Below are 25,133 nucleotides of genomic sequence, written 5' to 3'. Positions count from 1 at the left end.
TTTCCTCCAATCTAAAAGCAAAAATCATATATGATAGTCGTAACCAAAATGTTCATAGGCATAAGCAGTAGCAATTCGCCCTCTAGGTGTACGCTTTAAAAATCCTTTTTGGATCAGATACGGTTCATACATATCTTCTACCGTCTCACGCTCTTCTCCTATGTTTACTGAAAGCGTACTTAACCCTACTGGTCCGCCGCCATATAACTCGATCATTGTTCGCAACAATTTCTGGTCAACATAATCCAATCCAGCCTGATCGACCTGTAGCAAAGTAAGTGCCTGATCCGCTATAGGACGATCGATTTTCCCGTCTCCTTGGACTTGCGCAAAATCACGAACCCGTTTGAGCAAGCGATTAGCAATTCTAGGCGTTCCTCGTGATCGGCGAGCAATTTCCAATGCCCCTTCTTCAATGATCTCTGTTTGAAAAATATCCGAAGAACGTAAAACGATCTCCTGCAGATCCTGTTCGTCATAATATTCCATATGAGAAATGATGCCAAATCGATCTCGTAAAGGTGCAGAAAGCATACCTGCCCGTGTCGTCGCACCAATCAAAGTAAAGGGAGGAAGAGGGAAATGAACCGGATGTGCGGTTGGCCCTTGTCCTACCATGATATCTACATAGAAATCTTCCATAGCTGAATAAAGCATCTCTTCTACCACTCTAGGTAATCGATGGATCTCATCGATAAACAGGACATCCCCTGCTTCCAGTTCATTCAAGATTGCTACTAAGTCACCCGGACGTTCGATAGCAGGGCCACTCGTCGTACGAATATTTACGGTCATCTCATTAGCAATGACCATGGCCATCGTCGTTTTTCCTAATCCAGGAGGCCCGTACAACAGAACATGATCTAAAGGTTCTTCCCGATTTCTGGCAGCTTCAATGTAAATCTGAAGTTCTTGTTTGACTTTTCTCTGTCCGATATATTGAGAAAGCAGCTGTGGTCGAAGAGATTTTTCCAAACTCAGTTCATTTTCGCCAGATTCTGGTGATAACAAGTATTCATCTGTCATTTGGTCTCCTCCTTATTTTTTCATCATTAGCTTGAGTGCTTGGCGTAGATACTCATCCGTTGTCTGATTATCGACTTCTTTTAATTGTTTTTCTACACGTTTGATTTCTCGATCACTGTAACCAAGAGCCGAGAGAGCTTCCATTGCTTCAGATAGAGCTGTAGCGTCTTTTGTGTTTGCTTCATCAAATAGACTAAAAGGTGTATCGATACTCAGCTCACCGAATTTTCCTTTTAGATCCAAGATCATTTGTTGTGCTGTCTTTTTCCCTACTCCTGGAAATTTCGTCAAATAAGTGACATCACTGGATTCTACTGCTTGAATCAAACCGGAGTGGTCTTCGCTTGCCATGATTGCAAGGGCACTTTTCGGACCGATTCCTGAAACACTTACTAATCGCAAAAACAGTTGCTTTTCTTCTAGCGAATCAAATCCATACAGAAGATGCGCATCTTCACGTATTACCTGATGGACATAAATTTTTATTTTTTGATTTAGTTTGCTACTGTAGCGGTAAGGATTTCCTAGTGCGATCTGGTAGCCGATACCATTGGTTTCTACTACTATGTAATAGGGGTTGATAAAGGTAACCACACCTGTCAGATATTCATACATATTCTAGTCCTCTTTCTTTTGCACACATACGTTCCCTTTATTGTAGCACATTTCACCTTGTGAAAAAAGGAGTCTGGGGAGCGTTTCTTTCAAATAGCAATCGCTTGAATAAAAAAAGAGCGGACGATCGAGTAAATCCCCGTATTGTACCGCTCTTTGTGTATTTCCATTATTCTACAAGTGATTTGAATTCCCCATAACCTAATTCATCCATCTTTTCATATGGAATGAATTTCAGTGAGGCAGAATTGATGCAGTAACGTAGACCACCTTGATCTACTGGTCCATCGGTAAACACATGTCCGAGATGAGAATCTGCTTCTTTGCTTCGAACTTCTATTCGATGCATGCCATGAGAAAAATCGGCTTTTTCGCGCACTTGTCTTTTCGTTATTGGTTTGCTGAATGATGGCCAGCCACAACCTGCATCATATTTTTCTGCAGAGCTGAATAACGGTTCACCGCTGACGATATCTACATAGATCCCCTTTTCGTAAAAATCATCATATTTCCCGCTAAATGGTCGTTCTGTTGCATTTTCTTGTGTGACTGCATAAGCCATGGGTGATAACTTTTCTTTCAGTTCTTCTTTTTCTGGTCTTATTGGTTTATCCATTAAAAATGCCCCCTTTGTGATCCTATCATAGCGCCAAAGTGGACAGATGCCAACAATTTGCTTTCTTTTGAACTATTTACACTTTTCGGCGTCGGGCAAACTCAACGAAACGGAATTTATCTAATCGGTGAACCGACTCAGAATACTCGAAACAGCGGGTATCTTCCAGATGAACGAGGCTTCTGACTACTACTGCATAAGTGTCATCGTGAAGATCCATCGCTGTTTTCATGATTTCCGTTACTTCTTCTACTGTGATCTCCTTTTGCGCGTAAGCAATCGTCAAAGAAAGCTCATTTTCAAAATATTCATAGATCGATCCTTGTGCTTGTGCTGGAGTTAAAATAGGAACGATTTCCTTTAATAGATAATCGGTGTCTAATATAACTACTTCGCCATTGATTTTTCTTTCGCGTATCAAATGCCAAACAGGCGCACCGATCTCCCAGCCAGTGATCTCGTTCAATGCTTTTGTCACTTCTGTTTCTTCTAACGTATGGATGATCGTTTCACTTGGAATACGTTGGGTCTCCTGTAGCTCTTTATAGCTAGTCAATCCAGAAATAGGAAAGTCGAAGCGATTCCGATCCAGTACGATCGAACCTTTTCCTTGTTTTTTTTGAATATAACCTTCCGTAGTCAAAAGATTCAGCGCTTTTCTAATTGTTTCTCGTGAAACACCATAAATTTTGATCAATTGGTTCTCACTGGGTAAAAGCGAATGCGGAGGATATTCTTTCGCTAAAATTTTCTGTTCCAAATCTAAAAAAATTTCATTGAACTTATTCATGTTTTTTCCCTCACTCGTTCTTCCATCATTTCTTCACTATACTACAGCTCTTTTTGTATTTCAATGTTCCTATTTTTAAGAAAAGCTTATTTTAAGCTTTTTAAAACGATATCATTTTCTCTCGTACTTTTTAATAAAACGCTTGCAATTCTCTCCGAAAAAAAGTATAGTAAATGAAGAAACAACTTGCATAGACAAGTTAAGAGAAAGGGGTTTATTGATATGGCAAAATATCAAGCAGATGCCGAGAAGCTGTTACATGATATCGGCGGAAAAGAAAATATTGCTGCAGTTAGTCATTGTGCGACTCGTATGCGTTTTGTCCTGAATGATCCAGGAAAAGCGGACGAAAAAGCGATCGAAGATATACCTAGCGTAAAAGGGATGTTCACGAATGCAGGACAGTTCCAAGTCATCATAGGAAACGATGTTTCTACTTTTTATAACGACTTCGTTGAAGTATCTGGAGTTGAAGGGGTTTCCAAAGAACAAGGAAAAGCAGCTGCAAAACAAAACCTTCATCCCGTTCAACGTGCTATTGCCGTTTTAGCAGAAATCTTTACACCACTGATTCCTGCAATCATTGTCGGTGGATTGATCCTTGGATTCAGAAATGTACTTGAAGGTATCCAGTTTGAAAGTCTTGGTGGAACAATCGTTGAACACTCGAAGTTTTGGAATGGTGTCAATGCCTTTTTGTGGTTACCGGGTGAAGCAATTTTCCATTTTCTTCCAGTAGGTATCACTTGGAGTATTGCAAAAAAGATGGGTACTACACAAATATTAGGAATCGTTTTAGGAATTACGTTAGTTTCTCCGCAATTATTAAATGCTTATAGTGTAGCTTCCACAGCCGCAGCAGATATTCCATTTTGGGATTTTGGTTTTGCTCAAGTCCAGATGATTGGTTATCAAGCGCAAGTTATTCCAGCCATGCTGGCAGGGTTTATGTTAGCGTATCTAGAAATCTTCTTCCGCAAATATATCCCTCAGTCGATCTCGATGATTTTTGTTCCATTGTTTTCATTGTTACCAACTGTTTTAGCTGCACACGTTATTTTAGGTCCTATCGGCTGGACAGTCGGAAGCTGGATCTCAAATATCGTAAATACTGGATTGACGTCTTCTATCAGCTGGTTGTTTAGTGCCGTATTCGGATTCCTGTATGCTCCTTTAGTGATTACTGGTCTCCACCATATGACCAATGCCATCGATATGCAGCTGATTGCAGATTTCGGATCAACGAATTTATGGCCGATGATTGCTTTATCAAATATCGCCCAAGGCTCTGCAGTCTTAGCCATCATCTTCTTACATCGTGGGAATAAAAAAGAAGAACAAATCTCGATTCCAGCAATGATTTCTTGTTACTTAGGCGTAACTGAACCTGCTATGTTCGGAATCAATTTGAAATACGTCTATCCTTTCGTCGCTGCAATGGTCGGCTCTGGATTAGCTGGCATGTTTGCTAACTTGATGGGTGTTCGAGCCAACGCGATCGGAGTAGGTGGTTTGCCAGGAATACTAGCTATCCAAGCAGAAACATGGGTACCTTTCATCATCGCAATGATCATTGCTGTCATCATTCCATTTGGCTTGACGATCATCTTTAGACGTCAGGGAATTTTGAATAAGATTGATCCTGCTGTTCCTGAAAATGCTGCTGATGTACAACTTCAAACAGCAAATGGCGCAACAGCAACGCCACAGTCTTTCGAACCTGTTTCAGCAACTGGTACGGCAGTTGCAACAAAAGAAACATTATTCGCAGTCGCTGCAGGGACCATCAAGGAAATAACTGAAGTAAATGACCCAGTTTTCTCACAAAAAATGATGGGTGACGGTTATGCTGTCGAACCGTCAAACGGCAAAGTCTATGCACCAGTAAACGGTAAAGTGACGAGTGTCTTTGAAACAAAACATGCCATTGGTATTCTTTCTAATGAGGGGCTGGAAGTACTTGTTCACATGGGATTAGATACTGTTGAACTAAAGGGTGTTCCTTTCAATGTATTCGTGAAAGAAGGAGACCTTGTCACACCAGAGACCCTGATTGCTGAAATGGATTTGCCAGAAATAGAACAAGCTGGCAAGAAAACTGACATTATTGTTGCTTTGACCAATAATGAAAAAGTTGCAGGACTTTCTCTTGACCAATCAGGACTTGTTCGCCCGGGCGAAGCAGTCGGTAAAGCTGAAGTAAAATCTTAGTCAGAGTAGATAAGTAATCTTTTCAATAAAAAAAACGGGCTATCATGGATTTTCAATCGAAAATCAGATAGTCCGCTTTTTTGTTTAAATGAATGTTTTCAGTGCCTGATTGACAGCACCAATCGGAAATCCTACGATACTGTAATAATCTCCAGAAATTTCTTTGACGAATACACTCGCAGCATTTTGGATGCCGTATGCCCCTGCCTTATCCGCATAATCCCCCGTCTCCAAGTAGCGTTTGATCTCTTCGTCTGTCAAAGGATAAAAAGTGACATGTGCTTCTGCTAGTATCCGTTCTTCTCGTTCCTTTGTTTTTAAAACAACAGCTGTATATACAGTATGTGTTTCCCCGCTTAGTTTTTTCAGCATGAATTCAGCCTCAGCCAGATCTTCTGGTTTACCCATGATCTCTTGATTGAGAACAACAGTCGTGTCACTGGCAATCACTAAATGGTCTTCTTTTTCAACTTGTTCCCAGACAGTTCGTGCTTTTTCTTCAGCCATTCTACGAACATAATCGACGGGCTGTTCGTCTGGAAATGGCGTTTCATCGATATCAGCAGGTTCAATCTCGAATTCTGAAACGATATGAGCCAATAACTCTTTTCTTCTTGGTGATTGGGATGCTAATACAATCTTCATGTTTTCCCTCTTCTCTTTGACTTAATGCGGGTCTTGGATTCGTTTGAACATCCTTTCCATATCCGAATTGGTAAAGTGAATCAATACTGGACGGCCATGGGGACAATTGAAAGGATTTTCGCATCGTGCCAGATCCTTCAGCAGCACACGTGCTTGTGCTTCATTCAAATAATGGTTGGCTTTAATCGATCGTTTGCAACTCATCATGATTGCTGTTGCTTCACGGAATTTTTTTACACTCACATTTCCAGTTGTCAGCAGCATATCGATCATCTCCCGAATAATCGATTCTTCTTCTCCATTGGGATACCAAGTAGGATGGGCCCGTACAATAAAGCTGTTTTGACCAAATTCTTCTAAATAAATCCCTGCATCTTCTAGCAAGTGTTTTTGCTCTTTTAATTTCAAAGCATCACTGTTTGGATAGTCTAACACAAATGGAACAAGCAATTCTTGCAGATCATCAGATACTTCCCCAATTTTTTCCCGGAAATATTCATACTTAATGCGCTCTTGGGCAGCATGCTGATCAATGATGTACAACCCATCGCTACTTTGGGCAAAAAGATACGTTCCGTGCATCTGTCCAAAATATTCCAACTGAGGAAAACGTTGTACTGGTTTTTCCGTTTCTAATTTCTTGATGGCTTGTTCTAATGTTTTGTCGTTTCCTTGAGTGAAATCAAATTCAGGGTGGAGTGTCAATTCTTCCTCGTAAATCTGTTCTTCCTCTTCTACGGATTTATCTGCTTGTTCTTCATTTGTTTTCTCCATGTTATCCACAATGGGAAATTCTTTCTTTTCAGATTTTTCCACTGTTTTTTCTACAAAGTTATCAACATTTTCACCAAACTTATCCACCGTTTTCGCTGTTTTTTCTGGATAAGTGGTGTTTTCTTCAGAAAAACCAGAATAGTTTTCAACATTTTCCACAGACTTATCAACAATTCTGTCAACAAATGTGTTCTTTGGTTCTTCTACGAAAAAGGTTCCTGTCTCTCGATCAAAATTCAAACTACTTGGCTTTTTAGGTTTTTCTTCTTCAAAAGCGTAGGACAAATCGATTTCGATTTGTTCTGTTTTAGGCTGATCGGGTACTTTTTTCTTAAACCGTAGATTATCCGCTGCACTTGGAATCAGATTTTCTTGAGACAATGCTTTTTGAATGGCGTTACTAATTAGCTCTGTTAGTTCTTTTTCCTTCGACAGCCGGACTTCCTGCTTCGTCGGATGAACATTTACATCTACTAAAAGCGGGTCCATTTTGATTTCCAATACAGCAATAGGGAAACGACCGACCATTAATTTTGACCCATAACCTGCAACGATTGCTTTATTCAAGGAAAAGTTCTTGATAAAACGTCCATTGATGATCGTCGATAAGTAATTCCTACTGGCACGAGTCACCTCAGGCAATGAAACATAGCCAAATAACTCAAAATCTAGATCTTTTCCTTCGATTTTCAGCATTTTTTTTGCGGTAGATAATCCGTAGATTCCCGCAATTGTTTGTTTCAGATCGCCATTTCCAGCAGTTGCCAGCATTTTGTTTCCATCATGTACTAAACGAAAAGCAATCGATGGATGACTCAATGCCAGTCGATTGACGATGTCCCCGATGTTCGCTAATTCTGTGTGCAGTGTTTTCACGTATTTCAAGCGGGCTGGCGTATTGAAAAACAGATTGCTGACGGTAATCTTCGTTCCTTGACGCAGTGGTGCTGGTCGATGCTCAATAACTTCTCCGCCTTTCAGCGACAGATAGGTGCCTTGTTTTTCTTCCTGATTTGCCGTTTCCAGAGTCATTTCAGAAACCGAGGCAATACTTGGCAAAGCTTCACCGCGAAATCCAAGCGTTCGTATGCGGAAAAGATCGTCGCGATTATGGATCTTACTTGTCGCATGCCTCTTGAAGGCATTCTCTACGTCGTCTGCCAAAATGCCTTCTCCGTTATCAATCACTTGGATCGTCCGCAGTCCCGCTTCTTCAACTAAGATATCAATCTGAGTACTGCCGGCGTCAATTGCATTTTCCACTAATTCTTTCACAACGGAAGCTGGTCGCTCCACTACTTCTCCCGCAGCGATCTGATTAGCTAAACGTTCAGATAATTCTTGGATTTTGGCCATCGATATCCGCCTTCTTCCTACAGTTGTTTTTGTAATTCATATAATGTATTTAGTGCATCCATTGGCGTCATTTCTAGTAAATTTATTTGCTTCAGTGATTCAATGACTTCTGTTTCATTTTCGGATAATTCACTGAATAAAGAAAGCTGTTGGTTTTCTTCTTTTACACGGTCTTGTATATGGTCTTGATTTACTTTTTCTGCAGGTGGTTTTATTTGCTCCTGTTTGGCTGTTTTAGTTTTCTCTTCTACTTCAGCTGGAACAGTATGGTGTCCGTTATCACCATTTTCTAGCGTATGCAGGATATCTGCTGCTCGTTCTAGTAGATTGGAAGGCAATCCTGCGATCTTTGCCACATGTATGCCATAGCTTTTATCCGCAGGTCCATCCATCATTTTATGCAAGAAGACAACTTCTCCGTCTTTTTCAACGGCTCCAACATGGACATTTTTAAGCTGCGGAAGTTCTTTCTCAAGTACCGTCAGTTCATGATAATGAGTAGAAAAGAGTGTTTTTGCTTGTACATGACGATGGATATACTCGATGATTGCTTGGGCCAACGCCATTCCGTCATAGGTTGCTGTTCCTCGCCCTAGTTCGTCAAACAAAATCAAACTGTTTGGCGTAGCATAACGCAGGGCTTGATTGGCTTCCATCATCTCTACCATAAAAGTACTTTGTCCAGCAATTAAGTCGTCACTTGCACCGATTCGGGTAAAAATCCGATCAAAAATAGGTAAAACTGCTTGTTTTGCCGGAACGAAACAGCCCATTTGCGCCATCAGAACAGTTAATGCCAACTGTCGCATATACGTACTTTTACCAGACATATTCGGTCCTGTAATCAGCAAGATCATTTCGTCTTCTGCCATTTCTACGCTGTTAGGGATATATTCCTGATGTCCTAATACTTTTTCTACTACAGGATGTCGTCCGTCTTTGATCAGAAGCTGATGCTTGTCACTGACAAGTTCTGGCCGAACATACTGATAGCGTTCGCTGATCGTTGCAAAACTTTGTAGCACATCTACTGCACTGATTGCTTTTGCAAGTACTTGTAGCGGCTGGATAGCCTTTTTGACTTCTTCTCTCACAGCTAAAAACAACTGATATTCTAAATCAACAGATTTTTCTTCTGCTTCGAGGATTTGTGTCTCCAATTCTTTTAGTTCTGGTGTGATGAAACGCTCTGCATTTGCTAAAGTTTGTTTTCGTTCATACTTCTCCAGTTCTGCATTTCCAAGATTTGCTTTTGTAATTTCTATATAATAACCGAAAACGCGGTTAAATCCGATTTTTAAGTTCTTGATTCCTGTTTCTTGACGCTCTTTTGCTTCAAGTTCTGCCAACCATTTCTTTCCGTTTCTCATAGCAGAACGGTACATATCGAGCTGCTCATTGAATCCATCTTTGATGATGTTTCCTTCCGTTATTTGTAACGGCGGATCATCTTGGATAGCTTGGTCGATCAATTGGACGAGATGGTCCATCGGCTGCATTTCTGAAAGCAGACTTTGCCATTGACCTTGATCGATTCCTTCAATCAACCCTCTGATCATTGGCACTTGTTCTAAAGAAGTTTTCAGCTGGATCAAGTCTCGCCCATTGACATTACCGAAAGCTACTCGACCTGCTAGGCGTTCCAGATCATAGACTTTCGTTAATGCTGACTGCAAATCGATACGTTCAAAATAGCTGTCTAGCAAAGAAGCGACCATTTCTTGTCTTGCTTTAATTTGTTTTGCCTGGATAAGCGGACGGTCTAGCCATTGTTTTAGTAAACGGCCACCCATTGCTGTTTTTGTTTCATCTAACAACCATAGGAGAGTGCCGTGCTTTTTCCCAGTCCGAATAGATTGGCTTAATTCTAGGTTGAATTTTGAATAATAATCCATTTTCAAAAAATGATCTGGTTGGTATTCTACTGCTTTTTGGATATGAGCTAAACTCCGCTTTTGTGTCACCGATAAATAAGTCAATAGTTTGCCGGTTGCTTCTTTTTCCAGCGGATCGACTAGTTCGCTTGTCAAAAAGCTAAATTCCGCGTTTTCTTCCATCTCATTTTGTTGAGAAAAGACTAGCCCTAAACGCCCGCTTAGCTGTTCACGAAGGGTATCAGTGATCTCACTGCCTAATACGAGTTCTTTTGTCTGCAATGCAGAGGATTCATTTAAAACAGCTTCTTCATCATGCAACCGAGCCGTCTTCAATTCTCCCGTACTTAAATCGGCATAAGCAAAGCCAAATTCATTTCCTTGACTAACTACAGCTGTTAAAAAATTGTTGTCTTTTGCCGACAATCCTTTGCTGTCCATGACTGTACCAGGAGTGACTAGCTGGATCACTTCGCGCTTGACCATCCCTTTAGTCGTCTTTGGATCTTCTACCTGCTCGCAAATCGCTACTTTATAGCCTTTTTCAATCAAGGCATCGATATATCCTTGTGCTGCATGGTGAGGTACACCGCACATAGGAATAGGTTCTTCTGCATTTCGATTTCTGCTCGTCAACGTTAATTCCAAAAGCTGTGACGCTTTGATCGCATCTTCGTGAAATAGTTCATAAAAGTCTCCTAAACGATAGAACAAAAAAGCATCTTGGTATTGGGCCTTGATGCTTAGATATTGTTCCATCATAGGAGTATTTTTAGTTTTTTGAGGCATGTTTTTCCTCCTCTATTTGTCCATTGATTTCTTCTTGTATCATAGTTGTTAAATGATGAAGCAGATCATCTGCTTCCAACAGCTGTTTTCTATAAGCTACAACAAGCGGATGCTGATCAAATTCTTGCATGAATTGATCCGCTTGTTTGATTGCTTCTTGTTCTGCTGCTGGTTTGTCATAGTGGGCAAAATGAACAGCATCTTTTTGCGCTTGTTTGATTTTTTCTCTCAACTCAGCTAAATACTGGTTTTGCTGGATCTTTTCTTAAAGTTCTTTGTAGCGAATGATCGTTTCATTCTCTCTTAAAAGTTTTGTCAGTTTCCTTACTTCTTTTTGAATTTCCGGCTCCTGCTGCAAAAAACTGCCTCTCTTTCTACTCCATGAACGGTCGATCATCGTTGATCTGAATCAGCTGGATTTCTTTTGCATGACCTGTCGTATCATCCAATTCCAAGATACAGCCGCTTAAAATCGATCGGCCTTGTTCCACAACTTCAAAACGTTTTGGTAATGCGGTCAGAAACTTTTCGATTACAGGTTCTCTGCGCATACCCAAAATACCATCATAGGGACCTGTCATCCCAACGTCTGTCAGATACGCTGTTCCTCTTGGCAAAATTCGCGCATCATTTGTCTGAACGTGTGTATGTGTACCGACCACTGCTGAAACTTTCCCATCTAAAAACCAGCCCATTGCTTGTTTTTCACTTGTTGTTTCTCCATGAAAATCTACAAAAATGATCGGCGTACGTTTTCTGGCTTCTTCTACCAGCTCATTCATTTTACGAAAAGGATCATCCAAGTCCACCATAAAAGAACGAGCCTGCATGTTGATCACTGCCAGTTCGACTTGGTTCACTTTGACAAAGACCATCCCTTGTCCAGGCGTCCCTTCCGGAAAATTTGCCGGACGAACCATCTTTTTAGCTTCATTTACAAACTCAAAGATTCCGCGGTTGTCCCACGTATGATTCCCCATCGTCACGACATCTACGCCGTCTTGCAAAAATTTTTTATAGATTTTTTCTGTGATTCCACGTCCAGAAGCGGCATTCTCACCATTTACAATCGTTACTTGCGGACGGTACTTCTTCTTCAATCTAGGAAGATATTCAGTAATCATCTCTCGTCCCATTGAACCTACTACATCACCAATAAACAATACCCGCACACTAAATTCCTCTTCTCTTTTAACATCACTCTATATTATAGTTGTTTTCAATAAGAAAGAAAAGGTCAAACAAAAGGAACTCTTTCCTGGTATTTCTTAGTTTTGAAAAATAAAATAAAAAAATGGGACTATGACAAACATCTTGTCACAGTCCCATTTCCCGAATAAACGTTGTTTCATCTACTTCTTCAGAAATAAGCCGTAATTTTACAAAAATTTGAGAAGCAATTTTCGTAAATCCCTTCTTATTTCTTGAAACTGACCACTTCTGTCACGACCTCTTCCTTAAACGGTGTTCAAAAGCTTGCATCTGCGGTAATAAGCCCAGAAAAACGAAAAATAGGAGGAGCTATTTTTGTTTGGCTGGGCTTATTACTTGATGCAGAACAGCTTTTTCACAACCTCTTTTAAATCACGCTTAACTCTTTCAATGCCTTCCAAATTCCATCCTGATCGTTTGTATCAGTGACCATCTTAGCTTCTGCTTGTACTTCTGGCACAGCATTCCCCATAGCTATCCCAATTCCTGACATGCGCAACATTTCACGGTCGTTTTGTCCATCGCCAAAGCTGATGATGTCTTCATGAGGGATGCCTACTTGTTCTGCTAAGTGCAGAATTGTCGCTGCTTTAGAACCATTTTTAGGTACGACATCTACACTGTTCTCATGCCAGCGGACAAATCGAATTTTATCATATGAAGAGAACTTCCCATCATATGTTTGATCGAAAAATGCTAACGCTTGGTATATTTCTTGTTCCTCTGCAAAAAACTGATCTAATTCAGGCAAGACAGCACCGAAAGAATGCATCGCTTCTTCCATCACCGTTACATCATTGGAAGAAGAACGCTTGATATTGTCTAAGCTGACAAAAGCTGTATCGATCTGCTCATGATGCGCTTCTTGAACGAACGCATCCAACTGGTCGCGATCTAGTAAATTCTTATATACTTGTTCATGGTCTAAAAAACCGGCCGCTCCATTACATAAAATGTAGTTCGTAAAATCAAGATCGCGAATGACCTCTTGCGCATGAAATCGGCTCCGCCCTGTAGCAATCGTGACCAGATGACCGGCTTTGCGTAATTTTTCCAATGCTTCTCTCGTGCTATCTAAAGCTTGTTTGTTTGAATCTAACAACGTTCCATCAATATCAAAAGCAAATAATTTGCGTCTCATCTCTTGTCGTCTCGCTTTCTTATAAATACTTACTTGCCTCTCGAACAGCTAACTTACTCAAATCTGTTGTCAGCTGTCTTTTTACCCAATCGGCATCGGTCTTACTGTAATCGCGTAATGCCCAACCAATTGCTTTTTGGATAAAGAATTCCTTTGTTTGACGATCTTCGTCTATTGCTCGGATCAATAGTCCTGTGTCTGTTTGCTGTTTATAACCTAATTGCAACGTGATTGCTATTCGACGTAGCCAAAAATCTTCCTTTTTTTCAAACAATTGAAAGACTTCTTCACGCTGCTCTGGGTAGGCTTTACACCATGTGCTGTATACTTTTCTCCAAGAGTCGATGCTGTCCCACCATTCTTTTTTCTGAACTAGTGGCAACAATACGACTAAGTCTTCAAATGTAAGCCGTTTGATGTTTTTCTGGACTAAATCGATCGCTACATACTGATACTCTCTTTCGATTTGTTCATAATAATAATGAACAAAAGCTAAAACTTCAGAAATAGATAAATTTTTGCTCTCATCCAGTAACGGTTGTTGTAAAAGAGCGCGTTCCGGCTTAGGTACTCCAGCAAAGGAAAAAAGATTTTTCATGTACTTTTCCATTTGTAACGCTTTTTCCTCATTTTTTGGAAAAACTAAAACTTCCATGGCACTTCCCCTTTAATGAACGACTTTTTAGTCCACATAGGATGATTTTGACTGATTCAGCCAAGCATATCCCAGTCCCATTACTAAACCGCCACCAATATAATTTCCTGCCAAAGCAAAAAACAAATTATGTAACACATTGCTGACTGTCATTCCATCCATCTGTCCTTGAGAAGCAAAGTAAGCAAGCGTAAAGGCAGGAAAATTCGCTATCACGTGTTCATATCCTAAAAAAGCAAAAATGAAAATGATGAATACGACTGTGATCACTTTCCCGGCATCCTCTTTCATCCGCATGCTGATCAGTACAGCGGTATTGACAACGATATTCGCAAACATCCCTTCCACCAAAATCGTTGCTGCAGGTTTTGCTAGTTTTACTGCTATTGATTCTAACATAAAGTTGTCCAACGTTAAATCTTGAAATGGCGTAGTCATAGAAATTAGAAATCCACATAATATACCGCCAATCATATTGAAAAAAATACAGGCAAATAGAATCTTGGCTGCCTTACTTAAAGCAAGTCTCTGCCGAAAAACACCCACGGTCATATAAAGCATATTCGATGTTCCTAATTCGGCGTTCATGTATAGAATCATGACCAGACCCCAGCTGAACATAAATGCGTATAAAATCTTTCCTAGACCATGCGCGATATCTTCCCCCTTCATCGCGATCGCAAATGCCACAGCCGTTCCTAAAGTCAAAAACAAACAGGCGAGAACCGCTCGAACAGCGTAACGTGAAAAGCTGTTTTCAAAAAGATTCGCCTTCTTTTCAATTGAAGCATCGATTTTCTCAAATAATGGTGATACCGGATTCATTGATTTTCTCCTTAAACTTCCTTCGCTTTTTTCCATTTGCACATACCCTCTCATTTTATAAAGACAGCCTAGGTTTGTAAAGCGTTTTTATGTACTAATTATCTTGACATTCATGGATGATCTATCATATACTGTAGTTTGTGTAAAATAATGCAGCAGAAAAATAATAACTCATCCCTAGTTTGTTGCCCCGTCTCGGGTTCGATTGTGTAACCGCGGCTGCAAAGGTGAAGATTGAAGAACAAACTATATGATTATGAATTTTTCAACGGATTATTTTACTCCAAAAACTTATATTCATTGGAGGAAATTTTAATGTCTCGTTATACAGGACCATCATGGAAAATTTCTCGTCGCTTAGGCATCTCATTGTCAGGCACAGGAAAAGAATTAGCACGTCGCCCTTACGCACCAGGTCAACATGGACCTAACAGCCGTGGCAAACAATCAGAATACGGCATGCAATTAACTGAAAAACAAAAACTTCGTCACATGTACGGAATGAACGAACGTCAATTCCGTAACTTGTTCGTAAAAGCTAGCAAAATCAAAGAAGGTAAACATGGTGTTAACTTCATGATCTTACTAGAACAACGTTTAGACAATGTTGTTTACCGTTTAGGACTTGCAACGACTCGTCGTCAAGCACGTCAATTAGTTAACCATGGTCACATTTTAGTTGATGGCAAACGCGTTGATATCCCTTCATACCACGTAGAAGTGGGTCAAGTGATCTCAGTTCGTGAAAAATCACAAAACATCGTAACAGTAAAAGAAGCTGTAGAAGCAACTGTTGGACGCCCAGCATTCGTAAGCTTTGACGCTGAAAAATTGGAAGGTTCATTGACTCGTTTACCAGAACGTGACGAACTATATCCAGAAATCGACGAAGCTCTTGTCGTTGAATACTACAACCAAAGCTTATAATTTCAAAAGCTTTCTTGAAAAAGACCGCTATCTATTGGATTGCTGGTCTTTTTTTATATTTTCTATTTACAAAGTAATCACTTTGTTTTACAATTTCGTTAACCAAATAAAAATATTAAGTTAACGAAAAGAGGGCGTTATGAACCGAACATTGAAAGAATTGATACTTGCTGCGGAATTTGCCGCGATTATTTCTGTCCTTTCTCAGATGACCATTCCTTTTGGTTTGGTTCCTTTGACAGGGCAAACATTTGCTATTGGATTAACAGCAACTTTTCTCGGAAGAAAACTAGGATTGATATCTGTTGGAGTTTATCTTTTACTTGGCTTGATTGGTCTTCCTGTATTTTCAGGGATGACTGGAGGTATAGCTGTTTTATTTGGGCCAACTGGCGGATATTTGATTGGATTTCTCTTACAAACGTGGATAACTGGTTGGATGATCGAAAGAACGGATGCTCATTACTTATATGCAATCTTTGCCAATCTAATGGGCTCTCTTGCTGCATTGATCTGCGGAACGATCTGGCTGAAAATAAGTGGTGATCTTACTTTTACAACTGCATTTGCCAGTGGACTACTGCCGTTTTTACTGCCGGAAGCAATCAAGGCAACTGGAGCAGCTTATATCGGTATCTTGATGAAAAAACGGCTAAATCGATTTCTTCATACAAATTAATCAAAAAAGCAGCATGGAAGAAGACTCAACATTCAGTCTCTTCCATGCTGCCCTATTTTAAAGGCTCTATACTTTTTGATGTTGGTGGATGACACCAGCATCTTTTTTATTTTCCAAAACATATAGAAAAGACACCTTGAAATCCTTTAGAATTAATTTGGCGAACCAACCCAAAAGGAGGAATCAAGATGTCTTACACTCACCTTATCAAAGAAACATTAGATATTCTAGACTTATCAGTTACTTTTAACGAAAATTGTCTCACAAAAGAAAAATACAAAGGGCAAATCTGTCATATTTATCGTGGAAACTTGATTTATACAGCCCAAGAATGCATCCACTGTAAACACCAGATTGCTTCAGATATTGTGCGTTGGGGTACAACAACCGTCCGGTTGTTAATGAACGATGTTTCTGAATACCGTACCTACCTCGAATTGAAAAAGCAACGCTTCAAATGCAAAGCTTGTCAGCGGACCTTTGTCGCAGATACTTCTGTTGCGAAAAAACATTGTTTCATCAGTGAGAAAGTCCGCTGGTCTGTCGTGACTCGTCTGAAAAAAAATACCTCAATGACAGAGATCGCCGCTCAGAAAAATCTATCGGTCTCTTCTGTTTACCGTATTATGAAGCGATTTTATCGTCCGTTGAATCCTTTTCGGACACCGTTACCTAAGGTACTTTGTTTTGATGAATTCAAATCAGTTCGGGGTGTTTCAGGTGCTATGAGTTTCATCATGATGGATGGACAAACACAGCGCTTATTGGACATTGTCGAGAACCGACAACTGCCTTTTTTAAAACGTTATTTTAGTCATTTTTCACGAGAAATTCGTGAAGCGGTCGAATGGATCGTGATTGATATGTACGCTCCTTATGTATCGCTCGTTAAAAAGCTGTTTCCAAAAGCACAGCTGATTATTGACCGGTTTCACATCGTCCAACATATTGGTCGTACCTTTCGCAATCATCGAATCAAAGAAACGAACCAACTATTAAAAAGCAAAGAACAAAAACACTATCAATTAGGTAAGCAATTAAAAAGATACTGGAAACTTCTTCAAAAAGATGAACGCAAGCTTGATTATACTCGACGCCTTTGGCGACCTGGCTTCAAAGCTCATTTAACAGAGACCGATATTGTGGATCGCTTACTGAAAGGGAGCCCTGCTTTGCGTGTAGGCTATCAGTTATATCAAGACTTTCTTTACGCTGTAAAGGAACGAGACTACGTATCGTTTGAAGAACTACTTACCAATAATATCATGCTTCCCGAAGGCTATCAGACGACCTTGAGAACGTTCCAGAAATTTCTGCCACAAATCAAAAATGCTTTACAACAAAGTTATTCAAATGGCCCACTTGAATGTCTGAACAACCATATCAAAGTGTTAAAACGAAATGCATATGGCTTTCGTAGCTTTTATAATTTCAAATTGCGCATCATGATTCGTCATGGCAACGCATTGATTTTCAACTAAAAAAGATCAAGAGGAACTGATCCACTTGATCTCCAATTATTCTAAGATTTCTCTTTACCAACATCATTTGACAAAGAGCCATTTTAAATTAAACAGATCTTTATTTTGACAAATCCACTTTTTTACCGATCCAATAAATAATTATCCCACCGACAATCATTGATGCCAATTCTCCTAAAGCAATCACCCACCAATTCAAGAAAAAAGGTAGTTGATATAAAATCGTTAGCTGACCAGCTACTGTAAACATGGAAAAAGCAAATACGCATGCTGTCACGGCCATTTTGATTTTCATGTTTTTGATGCGACTAGTGATTTTATAGTTGATAAGCAATACAAGCAGCGTGCTGACGCTTCCTACTACAACATCTATCAGTCCAAGAGGAGAAGCAATATTAGCCAAAGCTACTCCCGCTGTTACCGCGACGATGTATCTTTTGTTATACAAGGACAGATAGTTGAACATCTCCGAGAGACGAATCTGAATCACTCCAAAGCTAAAGACAGACAAAACCAGCGTCACTGCCACATATAAACCAGTGACTAGCGCCATCCGAGTCACATCTGTCGTTGTCCAGCGTTTGGCTGAACGGGTATTATTTTTTTCCATGTTCTATTTCTCCTTTGCAAGATAATTTTATCTTGGTAATGACCGCGACCAAAGGATGGGAAGAAAATTCCAACTGAAGTGTCGCAGAAGGTAGTGAAAAAGCTGCCCTGCAACAAGTAATAAGAATGGTCAAATAAAAATAGCTCCTTATATTTTTCATTTGGCTGGACTTGTTACCGCAGTTGCAAGCTTTTGAATAACGTTTATATCAAGAGGTCGTGAAAAGCCGCTTAGTTTCGAATATTAACGATTATTAAAAAGAATTTTTTGAACTGGCTGTTCGGCATCGAATGTCGGGAACAGTCATCGACTTTTTTTATCATCAACCGTTGTTTCTCTCTTTAGTTTTATCATACAGAAGCTTGAAAAAAACACAAGGTTATTTTAACAACCATCCGCCGTCGATTGGGATGATCGTTCCTTGTATGTAGCTTGCTTGAGGAGAGGCAAGAAATAACGTCAGCTCAGCTACTTCTTCCGGCTGTGCCCATCGCTTGACTGGTGTTTCATTTGCCACCCACTCTGCCATCTCACCTTTCCCTTCAAAATCAGCCGCATTCATTGGTGTTTGGATGGCTCCTGGAGCAATTCCTTTTACTCGGATACCCTGTCCTGCGTAATCCAGAGCGAGTTGTTTGGTAAAACCGACGATTGCATGTTTCGCACTTGTATAAGCGATTCCACCTCCGCCAGCAACCAAACCCGCAATCGAAGCCATGTTGATGATTGTTCCGCTTTTTTGGCGGATCATATCAGGAAGGATGATTTTTGTCAGCTGATACATGCTTTTCACATTCGTCTCATAAATAAGATCCCACAGCGATTCGTCAGTTTCCATCAATGGTTTGTAAGCATCCAGTATCCCCGCTGTATTCAGTAAAATCGTAACTTCACCAAAACGATCCTGGCATTTCGATATCGCTTGTTGGAGTTCTTTCATTTGTCGAACATCACCTAGTGCGTAGGCAAAAGTTTCAGGAAATCGCAAAGAGAGTTCTTCCATTTTACCGAACTTTTGATCTAATCCAAATACAAAAGCATCTTGTTCAAGAAACGCTCGGGCTTGCGCAGCACCAATTCCAGAAGCAGCTCCTGTTATAAATACAACCTGTTTAGCTAGATCTGGATACTGGTTTTTCATTCTACGATCGCCCAATCATCTGCTAAAATATCACAAACTGTAGGAGCGAAGCTGGAAAAACCTTCGTCACTTGTTTTGATCAATAAATACGGTGTCACTGGACAGCCATCAAATTCATCATCGGATACGAGAACAACATAAAGTTCAAATCCACTCCATCCTTTACGAATAATTTTTGCACCTTTTTTCAATTCTGGTAAAATTTCTTCAAATGTCATCTTTTTTCTCCTTCTTTGTTATTGTTTTAATAGTTTTTTTTTAATCATTTCAAATTTTTGAGATAGTTGGATGTAATCAATTAATTTTAGTTCTTCGGTCACAATAAAATAGTCAAGATCCGCCCATGGTTTGCGGTGGACTTTACTTGTCGAAATCAGAAGATCAACTTCTCTCCCCCGATAATCTGTTGGCAGAAAAATCAGCTGATACTCATTACGGAAAAATGTCCGTAATCCCTCCTCTAACAGTTGCTCTTCAAATAATGGGAAATCTGTCATTAAAAGGATCGTGATCTTTGGAAGTTGCGGAGTAAATGCTCCTAATGTTTTAAACACAGTCAGATACCTTCCCATCAAAAAAGCATGATTTTTAAATGCCAGATGATTGGGATGTTTGTGTCTACTTTCAAAAAAATGTACGAGCCATTGTTTCAATTCCTTGTTTTCAATAACTAAATGATTAATAAAATCACTACTATTGCCATCAATCGTTTTTTTCGCATTAGGAAAAAGATAGGCGAAAAAATGACTGCTGAATAAATAGTTTTCTGCCTCGAAGGTTAGATTTTCTGCTGGCAGCCCCTGCTCTTCCTGATAAAGAGAAAGAGCGGCTTTTGCTTCTGAAAGGGCTGTAAAGGGCGGTGTTTTTGCTTGTTGATGAAAATCAAAAATTTTCTTCCGTATCTTAGGATCACTATAATATTCTTCACGAGTCATCAGTACAAGAAATAATGCGCCTAACTCGTCTTCTACTTGAAAATAATTAGGAAATACCGGCTCCATGACTTGGCAAAATCGCTGGAACAACAGATTGTCAGAAATCAGCCGTCTTTTTTTCTCATTCAATACAACATAATGCTTCTGTGATTTTCTTAAAAAAAAGGCACCTAGCATATATTCCAATCGTCTTTTTTTGATCTCGTTCAGACGAACATTAAAAAAAGCCATGATATGTTCTGCCATATTCTTTACGTCCATTTGAGAAATTGTTTCAAATGGCCAGATTTTCCCTCGAAACAACTGCCAGAATGTCATATGCAAGTAAAGTCGAATGATTTCTTCTTCGCCTTGAGCGATATATGTACCTCGTTGCAGCCGAATTCCGTAAGTTTGCAGTTGCTGTTTCCATTCATTGATTTTTCGATGAGCAGTAGATTCACTAATGTAATGCTTTTGCGCAAATTGGTACATTGTATGGAATTCTTCAAAAAAAATGTCGTGCAGCAACTGGAATTTCAGCGTACTTTGCACGAGATAGATCAAAAAACGCTCATGTTCAATTGAATCGAGCGTATCATAAAAGTTATAACCAGAACGGTGATTTTTTGTAAACAAAGGGTGTGTCTTACCGCTAAACTGCTGATAGTTTTTAGACAGCTCGTTCAGGTATTTCGACACGCTGCGGGCATCCAGCTGAACAACTTGCGCTAATTGTGCAGCGGTATGCCAAGCTTGATCCTCAAAACTTTCTAGGAGGAGAATCTTATAATATAGATCTTTATCAAATTGTTTAAGATACTCGGAAGACAAATACACGTCTTTCCCTCCTTTTTTATGCTCGAACGTTTTGGTTATTGTAGCATAAAATAGTGGTTTTCGCATCAAAACAAGCCAGCAAAAGGCTGAAAGAATAACGGTAGCAATAAAACGGTCAATATTCCGTTGACGCATATCGCAAGTCCGGAAATGATTCCTTCTATTTCGCCAATCTCGATTGCTTTTGCTGTACCAATAGCATGAGAAGTACTTCCTAACGCCACACCGCGAGCAACTGGACTTTCGATCTTGAATAGGCGAAAAATATGAGTGGCGATCAGCGAACCAAAAATACCTGTAGAGACAACAATAGCAAGTGTCACGGCATTCACCCCGCCCATCGTATGAGATAAATCGACAGAAATAGCCGTCGTTACAGATTTAGGTAATAATGAGATCACCATCTCTTTATGAAGAGAGAAGAAGTAACCGAACCCTACACTAACCAAGCAATTTGCGACTATTCCTGCTAAAATCGCAGCCATTACAGGATAAAAATTCTCTTTCAGTAAACGGAAGTTTTTATAAAGAGGGATGGCAAGTGCCACTGTCGCAGGAGTAATCAGCATAGTCAAAAAATTGCCCCCGATATTATAGTCTTTATAGCTGATCCCAGAAAAATGCAAAAATAAGATAATAACAACAATCGATAATACGAGAGGATTCAAAACAGGCAGTTTATATTTCCGCAAAAATTTATCAGATAATACATACACTCCTAAAGTCAAACTTAAGCCAAATAGTGGATTCACAAAAAACTCAGTCAATTTGATTTTCCTCCATTTCGTTTACAGATACCCTTCCTGCTTTTTTCTTACGGACATAGCCCAGCAAAGCTTCTACACCTTCTGCCGTTTTTCCCGCTGCAACCATCGTGACGATGGAACACACGACGACTGCTCCCAGTAAAACAGGCCATATCGAAGCAATATCATCAAAATATTCCAATAAACCTACACCAGCAGGAACAAATAAAATAGCTAGATTATTCAATAAAAAATCACCAGTTGCTCCGATTTTTTCAGGATCAACAAGATGCATTTCAAATGCTAAAAATAAAAAAAGAATACCTAAGATACTTCCAGGAATAGGTAAATGAGCAAAAATCCGTATGCCTTCTCCTAATACAGAAAAGAAAATAATAATGAAAAACTCTTGAAAAAATTTCATCAAACAACACTCCTTACGTATAGCTTTCATTTTACTAACAAACCTTTTCTGAAAGTTTCAAAACATGCTGTTTCTAAGATACAATTTTTGATAAAAAAAAACGTTTTTTTTTTGGTATATTTATAGTTAAGCTTGGTGATTTGTGGAGAACTTTTAAAAAGAGTTGGAGTTTTACTGTTGGTCTGGTTTCTTATAAGTAATGGAATTCATTTTTTTATTCACATTTGTTAAGACTGCAGAAATCCTTCCGACACGAAACACTGCACCGATGCTTTTCGTGTTGATGTTTCTTTTTTTTTGCATTTTTATAACTTTTGGAGGTATTTATGGATTACTCACTAATGACCCGTCTTGCGGCGGAAATGATTGGTACAGCATTACTAATCGTTCTAGGTAACGGTGCTGTAGCAAACGTAGATTTAAAAGGTACAAAAGGATATGGCAGTGACTGGATGCTGATTGCTGTCGGGTATGGATTCGGGGTTATGATGCCAGCAATGATTTTTGGTGGAATCAGCGGTAACCACATCAACCCAGCATTTACAATTGCTTTAGCATCTAATGGTCTATTCCCTTGGGCTGAAGTTGTTCCTTATATCATTGCACAATTGATTGGTGCAGCGATTGGACAATTGATCGTAGTAGCTTGTTACAAACCTTACTACGACCAAACAGAAGACGTGAACCATGTGTTAGGTACATTCTCAACAATCAACAGCGTTGGTTCTAAATTCAATGGTTTCGTCAATGAATTCTTTGGTTCATTCGTTTTATTCTTTGGTGCCCTAGGTATTACAAAAGCACCATTCTTCCAAGATAATCTTGGTACAGCTCACTTAGCACTCGGTTTCCTTGTATGGACATTAGTTGCTTCACTTGGTGGTCCTACAGGTCCTGGACTAAACCCAGCCCGCGACTTTGCTCCACGTCTTGTACACGCACTTCTTCCATTGAAACATAAAGGTTCTTCTCAATGGGGATATGCATGGGTACCAGTTGTAGCACCTATCTGTGCTGGTGTCGTAGCAGTATTCTTATATAAATTATTATTTATGGCTTAATCAAAAGCTAAATAAAAAAACTTGGTACAGCGATTGCGTGCCAAGTTTTTTTATTTTTAGAAAAAGCAGTCGGACTTTCTAAAAGAAGTTCACTATTCGATCCTGTCGATGATTTCTTCAGGAAAATCGTCTATTTGCTTGTCAATTTTGCTGTCTTTGTATTTCTCTTCTTGGATAGTCAACAAAATCTTTGTAAGATTCCCCCAGTCTACTGCTCTTGGCGGATCGAGCCAAACCACTACTTGAGATGCACTTTCTTCATATAGATTATTCCTATTCGTGATTATAACATCCGGGAACTCAGGCTTTCCTGCCTCTATCACTTCCGTGTTCAGATTAATGTACAAGCTTAAATTTTTCTTGATAAATTGATTATAGGCAGCACCATAAGAAAAATCGATGATGATCTTTACTGGTTCAGAAATCAGTTGAATGGGTATGTGATTGATCAATAATAATAAATAACTGAAAAAAAGAAAAAATTTATCTTGAAGCAACTCTTTGCGTTTTGACGTTAGATCATTTATATACTCTATCAAATAGCAATAAAATGCTGGATAGTTTTCTCTAAAAAAAGAAACATCAAGTGGAAATTCATCAGCTTTATTAATAGTGTAATGCAAAAGTTTAAAATGTATTTTGGTTAACTCTCTTCGGATCAATTGGCTCGTCTCTCCTCGCAACAGATTAAACTGATTTTCAAAACTTTCAATGAATCGTTCATTCAACCATTCGATTGTTTCATCTTCATTTTTTCTCAAGTATTTTTGATCCAATTTATCATGAAGATAAAGCCAAGAGAGTGTCTTATTGATAAAAATAACGGATTTTTCTCCTAATACTCCTTTTAAGTGGTAAAATCCTATATCCGAAAAAAATAGCGACTGATTGCTAGCAATATCTAAAGAATCAGCTTGTTCAGCCAACAGGTTGATTGCTAAAAAGTGGAATAATTTCTTTTTTTCATAAGCAGACAGAGGATAATACTGTTTTAAATCTTTTAACATTTTTTCTGTTTTTATAATTATAGGTAGCGTATACAATTCCACAAAACTTATCTCTGTTGAGTTAAAAAGATTATATAAAAAAAGCCGAATGTTTTTAGGATTCCCTGTCAACTTTCTCTTTTCAAAAAAAATTTGATATTTTTTAAGATTTCTTTTTAGTCTTTGTAATACTTTATAAGCCACAGAATAACTCACGTGATGCTGTTTAGCAAAATTTTCTACTGAGATATATTTTTCCTGAAAGAAAGCCAATACCATTTTCATAGATAAAGAATCCGTTATATAACGAGATAACAGAGCTTTGCTAGAACATTTTCCATTAATTTCCAGACATATATCCAATTCACTGACGGTTACTCGCAAATTTTTCTCTAGATCGAACTTTTGTAAATCATGTTTCAGCTTATCGATCGTTTTTTTCAAGAGAAATGTCGATAGCGACAACTCTTCTTGAACATTCGATATTGACTCTGATAAATTTGAGCTTGCTTCTAAATATTTAAGTAATGAATAACTTCTGTGATCTTCTTTGCTTAAAAAAACTCATAATTCATTAGTCATCAGCTCTTTCTACGTATATTACTTTCCATGCATTCACCAACTAGCTGGGGATAAAACTGATTTCCTGGATCCGAGTCACTGTTGTCAGCGATTCTTGTTTGTATAATATACATCGTCCTGTCTTTTTTTTAACTTTTTGGAGAGCGTTTTATTTGGCCTTTCTCGCGATCAAACCTGTTATAAGAATTATATCATTTACTAGTATGCATTTTT

At 39.1% G+C, this 25,133-nt stretch carries 23 protein-coding genes and 2 pseudogenes; 5 read left to right on the top strand and 20 right to left on the bottom strand.

Annotated features, from left to right (window positions below; translation table 11 throughout):
* Positions 1 to 24: 24 nt before the first annotated feature.
* The 4 genes from ruvB to treR form a co-directional block, all read right to left on the bottom strand.
* Complete coding sequence (gene ruvB, locus RBL01_RS00720) at positions 25 to 1,026, bottom strand: Holliday junction branch migration DNA helicase RuvB (RefSeq protein ID WP_002289812.1); 1,002 nt, start codon at positions 1,024 to 1,026, stop codon at positions 25 to 27.
* A gap of 12 nt (positions 1,027 to 1,038) precedes the next feature.
* Positions 1,039 to 1,641 (bottom strand): Holliday junction branch migration protein RuvA, encoded by a 603-nt coding sequence (gene ruvA, locus RBL01_RS00715; protein WP_002290528.1) that lies wholly within the window; start codon positions 1,639 to 1,641, stop codon positions 1,039 to 1,041.
* Positions 1,642 to 1,810: 169 nt separating this feature from the next.
* Positions 1,811 to 2,257, bottom strand: coding sequence for a peptide-methionine (R)-S-oxide reductase MsrB (msrB, locus tag RBL01_RS00710; RefSeq protein ID WP_002294252.1), 447 nt, complete (start codon positions 2,255 to 2,257; stop codon positions 1,811 to 1,813).
* A 76-nt stretch (positions 2,258 to 2,333) separates the two neighbouring features.
* On the bottom strand, positions 2,334 to 3,047 hold the full coding sequence (gene treR, locus RBL01_RS00705) for a trehalose operon repressor (RefSeq protein ID WP_002294254.1): 714 nt from the start codon (positions 3,045 to 3,047) through the stop codon (positions 2,334 to 2,336).
* A 222-nt stretch (positions 3,048 to 3,269) separates the two neighbouring features.
* On the opposite strand from treR, the gene treP reads away from it, so the two are divergent.
* On the top strand, positions 3,270 to 5,258 hold the full coding sequence (treP, locus tag RBL01_RS00700; RefSeq protein ID WP_002319456.1) for a PTS system trehalose-specific EIIBC component: 1,989 nt from the start codon (positions 3,270 to 3,272) through the stop codon (positions 5,256 to 5,258).
* 84 nt (positions 5,259 to 5,342) lie between these two features.
* Here the strand turns inward: treP and RBL01_RS00695 are convergent, their stop codons facing one another.
* From RBL01_RS00695 to RBL01_RS00660, 8 genes and pseudogenes are all read right to left on the bottom strand, one after another.
* Positions 5,343 to 5,903, bottom strand: coding sequence for a Maf family protein (locus tag RBL01_RS00695; RefSeq protein ID WP_002307359.1), 561 nt, complete (start codon positions 5,901 to 5,903; stop codon positions 5,343 to 5,345).
* A gap of 21 nt (positions 5,904 to 5,924) precedes the next feature.
* Positions 5,925 to 8,033 carry a DNA mismatch repair endonuclease MutL gene (gene mutL, locus RBL01_RS00690; RefSeq protein WP_002319455.1) on the bottom strand — a complete coding sequence of 703 codons (2,109 nt, stop codon included), beginning with the start codon at positions 8,031 to 8,033 and terminating at the stop codon, positions 5,925 to 5,927.
* A 17-nt stretch (positions 8,034 to 8,050) separates the two neighbouring features.
* The gene (gene mutS, locus RBL01_RS00685) at positions 8,051 to 10,696 is read right to left on the bottom strand and encodes a DNA mismatch repair protein MutS (protein ID WP_002319454.1); all 2,646 of its coding nucleotides are present in this window, start codon (positions 10,694 to 10,696) and stop codon (positions 8,051 to 8,053) included.
* Positions 10,680 to 11,093 (bottom strand): annotated as a pseudogene (locus tag RBL01_RS00680) (YlbF family regulator). Before RBL01_RS00680 ends, mutS begins: the two are co-directional and overlap by 17 nt.
* The gene (locus RBL01_RS00675; RefSeq protein WP_002297139.1) at positions 11,071 to 11,868 is read right to left on the bottom strand and encodes a TIGR00282 family metallophosphoesterase; all 798 of its coding nucleotides are present in this window, start codon (positions 11,866 to 11,868) and stop codon (positions 11,071 to 11,073) included. Before RBL01_RS00675 ends, RBL01_RS00680 begins: the two are co-directional and overlap by 23 nt.
* Before the next feature lie 407 nt (positions 11,869 to 12,275).
* Positions 12,276 to 13,049, bottom strand: a complete 774-nt coding sequence (locus RBL01_RS00670; protein ID WP_002319453.1) for a Cof-type HAD-IIB family hydrolase — start codon at positions 13,047 to 13,049, stop codon at positions 12,276 to 12,278.
* A 19-nt stretch (positions 13,050 to 13,068) separates the two neighbouring features.
* The gene (locus RBL01_RS00665) at positions 13,069 to 13,704 is read right to left on the bottom strand and encodes a DNA alkylation repair protein (RefSeq protein ID WP_002297142.1); all 636 of its coding nucleotides are present in this window, start codon (positions 13,702 to 13,704) and stop codon (positions 13,069 to 13,071) included.
* Between the two features lie 27 nt (positions 13,705 to 13,731).
* Positions 13,732 to 14,583: a formate/nitrite transporter family protein gene (locus tag RBL01_RS00660; RefSeq protein WP_072538708.1), complete on the bottom strand. Its 852-nt coding sequence runs from the start codon at positions 14,581 to 14,583 to the stop codon at positions 13,732 to 13,734.
* Positions 14,584 to 14,844: 261 nt separating this feature from the next.
* Between RBL01_RS00660 and rpsD the strand changes: the two genes are divergently transcribed.
* From rpsD to RBL01_RS00645, 3 genes are all read left to right on the top strand, one after another.
* A complete protein-coding gene (gene rpsD / locus RBL01_RS00655) occupies positions 14,845 to 15,456 on the top strand; it encodes a 30S ribosomal protein S4 (RefSeq protein WP_002294265.1) in 612 nt (203 codons plus the stop codon).
* A gap of 139 nt (positions 15,457 to 15,595) precedes the next feature.
* Positions 15,596 to 16,135, top strand: coding sequence for a biotin transporter BioY (locus RBL01_RS00650; protein ID WP_002297145.1), 540 nt, complete (start codon positions 15,596 to 15,598; stop codon positions 16,133 to 16,135).
* A gap of 188 nt (positions 16,136 to 16,323) precedes the next feature.
* Positions 16,324 to 17,616, top strand: a complete 1,293-nt coding sequence (locus RBL01_RS00645) for an ISL3-like element IS1251 family transposase (RefSeq protein ID WP_000122610.1) — start codon at positions 16,324 to 16,326, stop codon at positions 17,614 to 17,616.
* A gap of 100 nt (positions 17,617 to 17,716) precedes the next feature.
* On the opposite strand, the gene RBL01_RS00640 is transcribed toward RBL01_RS00645, so the two are convergent.
* From RBL01_RS00640 to RBL01_RS00615, 6 genes are all read right to left on the bottom strand, one after another.
* Positions 17,717 to 18,226 carry a QueT transporter family protein gene (locus RBL01_RS00640; protein ID WP_002319451.1) on the bottom strand — a complete coding sequence of 170 codons (510 nt, stop codon included), beginning with the start codon at positions 18,224 to 18,226 and terminating at the stop codon, positions 17,717 to 17,719.
* A gap of 379 nt (positions 18,227 to 18,605) precedes the next feature.
* Positions 18,606 to 19,367: a 3-oxoacyl-ACP reductase gene (locus RBL01_RS00635; RefSeq protein ID WP_002319450.1), complete on the bottom strand. Its 762-nt coding sequence runs from the start codon at positions 19,365 to 19,367 to the stop codon at positions 18,606 to 18,608.
* Complete coding sequence (locus RBL01_RS00630; RefSeq protein WP_002290506.1) at positions 19,364 to 19,585, bottom strand: DUF2829 domain-containing protein; 222 nt, start codon at positions 19,583 to 19,585, stop codon at positions 19,364 to 19,366. The genes RBL01_RS00635 and RBL01_RS00630 overlap by 4 nt, the downstream gene beginning before the upstream one ends.
* Positions 19,586 to 19,603: 18 nt before the next feature.
* Positions 19,604 to 21,187 carry a helix-turn-helix domain-containing protein gene (locus tag RBL01_RS00625; RefSeq protein WP_307781033.1) on the bottom strand — a complete coding sequence of 528 codons (1,584 nt, stop codon included), beginning with the start codon at positions 21,185 to 21,187 and terminating at the stop codon, positions 19,604 to 19,606.
* Complete coding sequence (locus RBL01_RS00620) at positions 21,187 to 21,888, bottom strand: LrgB family protein (protein WP_002294273.1); 702 nt, start codon at positions 21,886 to 21,888, stop codon at positions 21,187 to 21,189. Before RBL01_RS00620 ends, RBL01_RS00625 begins: the two co-directional genes overlap by 1 nt.
* The gene (locus RBL01_RS00615; RefSeq protein WP_002294274.1) at positions 21,881 to 22,291 is read right to left on the bottom strand and encodes a CidA/LrgA family protein; all 411 of its coding nucleotides are present in this window, start codon (positions 22,289 to 22,291) and stop codon (positions 21,881 to 21,883) included. The genes RBL01_RS00620 and RBL01_RS00615 overlap by 8 nt, the downstream gene beginning before the upstream one ends.
* A 326-nt stretch (positions 22,292 to 22,617) precedes the next feature.
* On the opposite strand from RBL01_RS00615, the gene RBL01_RS00610 reads away from it, so the two are divergent.
* A complete protein-coding gene (locus RBL01_RS00610) occupies positions 22,618 to 23,352 on the top strand; it encodes an MIP/aquaporin family protein (RefSeq protein ID WP_002290500.1) in 735 nt (244 codons plus the stop codon).
* Positions 23,353 to 23,444: 92 nt separating this feature from the next.
* On the opposite strand, the gene RBL01_RS00605 is transcribed toward RBL01_RS00610, so the two are convergent.
* Positions 23,445 to 24,401: a hypothetical protein gene (locus tag RBL01_RS00605; protein ID WP_025477863.1), complete on the bottom strand. Its 957-nt coding sequence runs from the start codon at positions 24,399 to 24,401 to the stop codon at positions 23,445 to 23,447.
* Positions 24,402 to 24,482: 81 nt separating this feature from the next.
* Positions 24,483 to 24,617: pseudogene (locus tag RBL01_RS00600) on the bottom strand (helix-turn-helix domain-containing protein); the annotation flags it as partial.
* Positions 24,618 to 25,133: the final 516 nt, after the last annotated feature.

This window comes from Enterococcus sp. SB12 (assembly GCF_030910025.2).
GTDB classification, from domain to species: Bacteria; Bacillota; Bacilli; order Lactobacillales; family Enterococcaceae; genus Enterococcus_B; species Enterococcus_B faecium.
The sequence above is the reverse complement of the archived record's forward strand: the minus strand, read 5'-3'. Positions and strand labels throughout refer to the sequence as shown.

Coding starts and splice junctions, on each gene's coding strand:
- ruvB (WP_002289812.1), bottom strand. CDS start 1,026: ATGACAGATGAATACTTGTTATCACCAGAATCTGGCGAAAATGAACTG.
- ruvA (WP_002290528.1), bottom strand. CDS start 1,641: ATGTATGAATATCTGACAGGTGTGGTTACCTTTATCAACCCCTATTAC.
- msrB (WP_002294252.1), bottom strand. CDS start 2,257: ATGGATAAACCAATAAGACCAGAAAAAGAAGAACTGAAAGAAAAGTTA.
- treR (WP_002294254.1), bottom strand. CDS start 3,047: ATGAATAAGTTCAATGAAATTTTTTTAGATTTGGAACAGAAAATTTTA.
- treP (WP_002319456.1), top strand. CDS start 3,270: ATGGCAAAATATCAAGCAGATGCCGAGAAGCTGTTACATGATATCGGC.
- RBL01_RS00695 (WP_002307359.1), bottom strand. CDS start 5,903: ATGAAGATTGTATTAGCATCCCAATCACCAAGAAGAAAAGAGTTATTG.
- mutL (WP_002319455.1), bottom strand. CDS start 8,033: ATGGCCAAAATCCAAGAATTATCTGAACGTTTAGCTAATCAGATCGCT.
- mutS (WP_002319454.1), bottom strand. CDS start 10,696: ATGCCTCAAAAAACTAAAAATACTCCTATGATGGAACAATATCTAAGC.
- RBL01_RS00670 (WP_002319453.1), bottom strand. CDS start 13,049: ATGAGACGCAAATTATTTGCTTTTGATATTGATGGAACGTTGTTAGAT.
- RBL01_RS00665 (WP_002297142.1), bottom strand. CDS start 13,704: ATGGAAGTTTTAGTTTTTCCAAAAAATGAGGAAAAAGCGTTACAAATG.
- RBL01_RS00660 (WP_072538708.1), bottom strand. CDS start 14,583: ATGAGAGGGTATGTGCAAATGGAAAAAAGCGAAGGAAGTTTAAGGAGA.
- rpsD (WP_002294265.1), top strand. CDS start 14,845: ATGTCTCGTTATACAGGACCATCATGGAAAATTTCTCGTCGCTTAGGC.
- RBL01_RS00650 (WP_002297145.1), top strand. CDS start 15,596: ATGAACCGAACATTGAAAGAATTGATACTTGCTGCGGAATTTGCCGCG.
- RBL01_RS00645 (WP_000122610.1), top strand. CDS start 16,324: ATGTCTTACACTCACCTTATCAAAGAAACATTAGATATTCTAGACTTA.
- RBL01_RS00640 (WP_002319451.1), bottom strand. CDS start 18,226: ATGGAAAAAAATAATACCCGTTCAGCCAAACGCTGGACAACGACAGAT.
- RBL01_RS00635 (WP_002319450.1), bottom strand. CDS start 19,367: ATGAAAAACCAGTATCCAGATCTAGCTAAACAGGTTGTATTTATAACA.
- RBL01_RS00630 (WP_002290506.1), bottom strand. CDS start 19,585: ATGACATTTGAAGAAATTTTACCAGAATTGAAAAAAGGTGCAAAAATT.
- RBL01_RS00625 (WP_307781033.1), bottom strand. CDS start 21,187: ATGCGAAAACCACTATTTTATGCTACAATAACCAAAACGTTCGAGCAT.
- RBL01_RS00615 (WP_002294274.1), bottom strand. CDS start 22,291: ATGAAATTTTTTCAAGAGTTTTTCATTATTATTTTCTTTTCTGTATTA.
- RBL01_RS00610 (WP_002290500.1), top strand. CDS start 22,618: ATGGATTACTCACTAATGACCCGTCTTGCGGCGGAAATGATTGGTACA.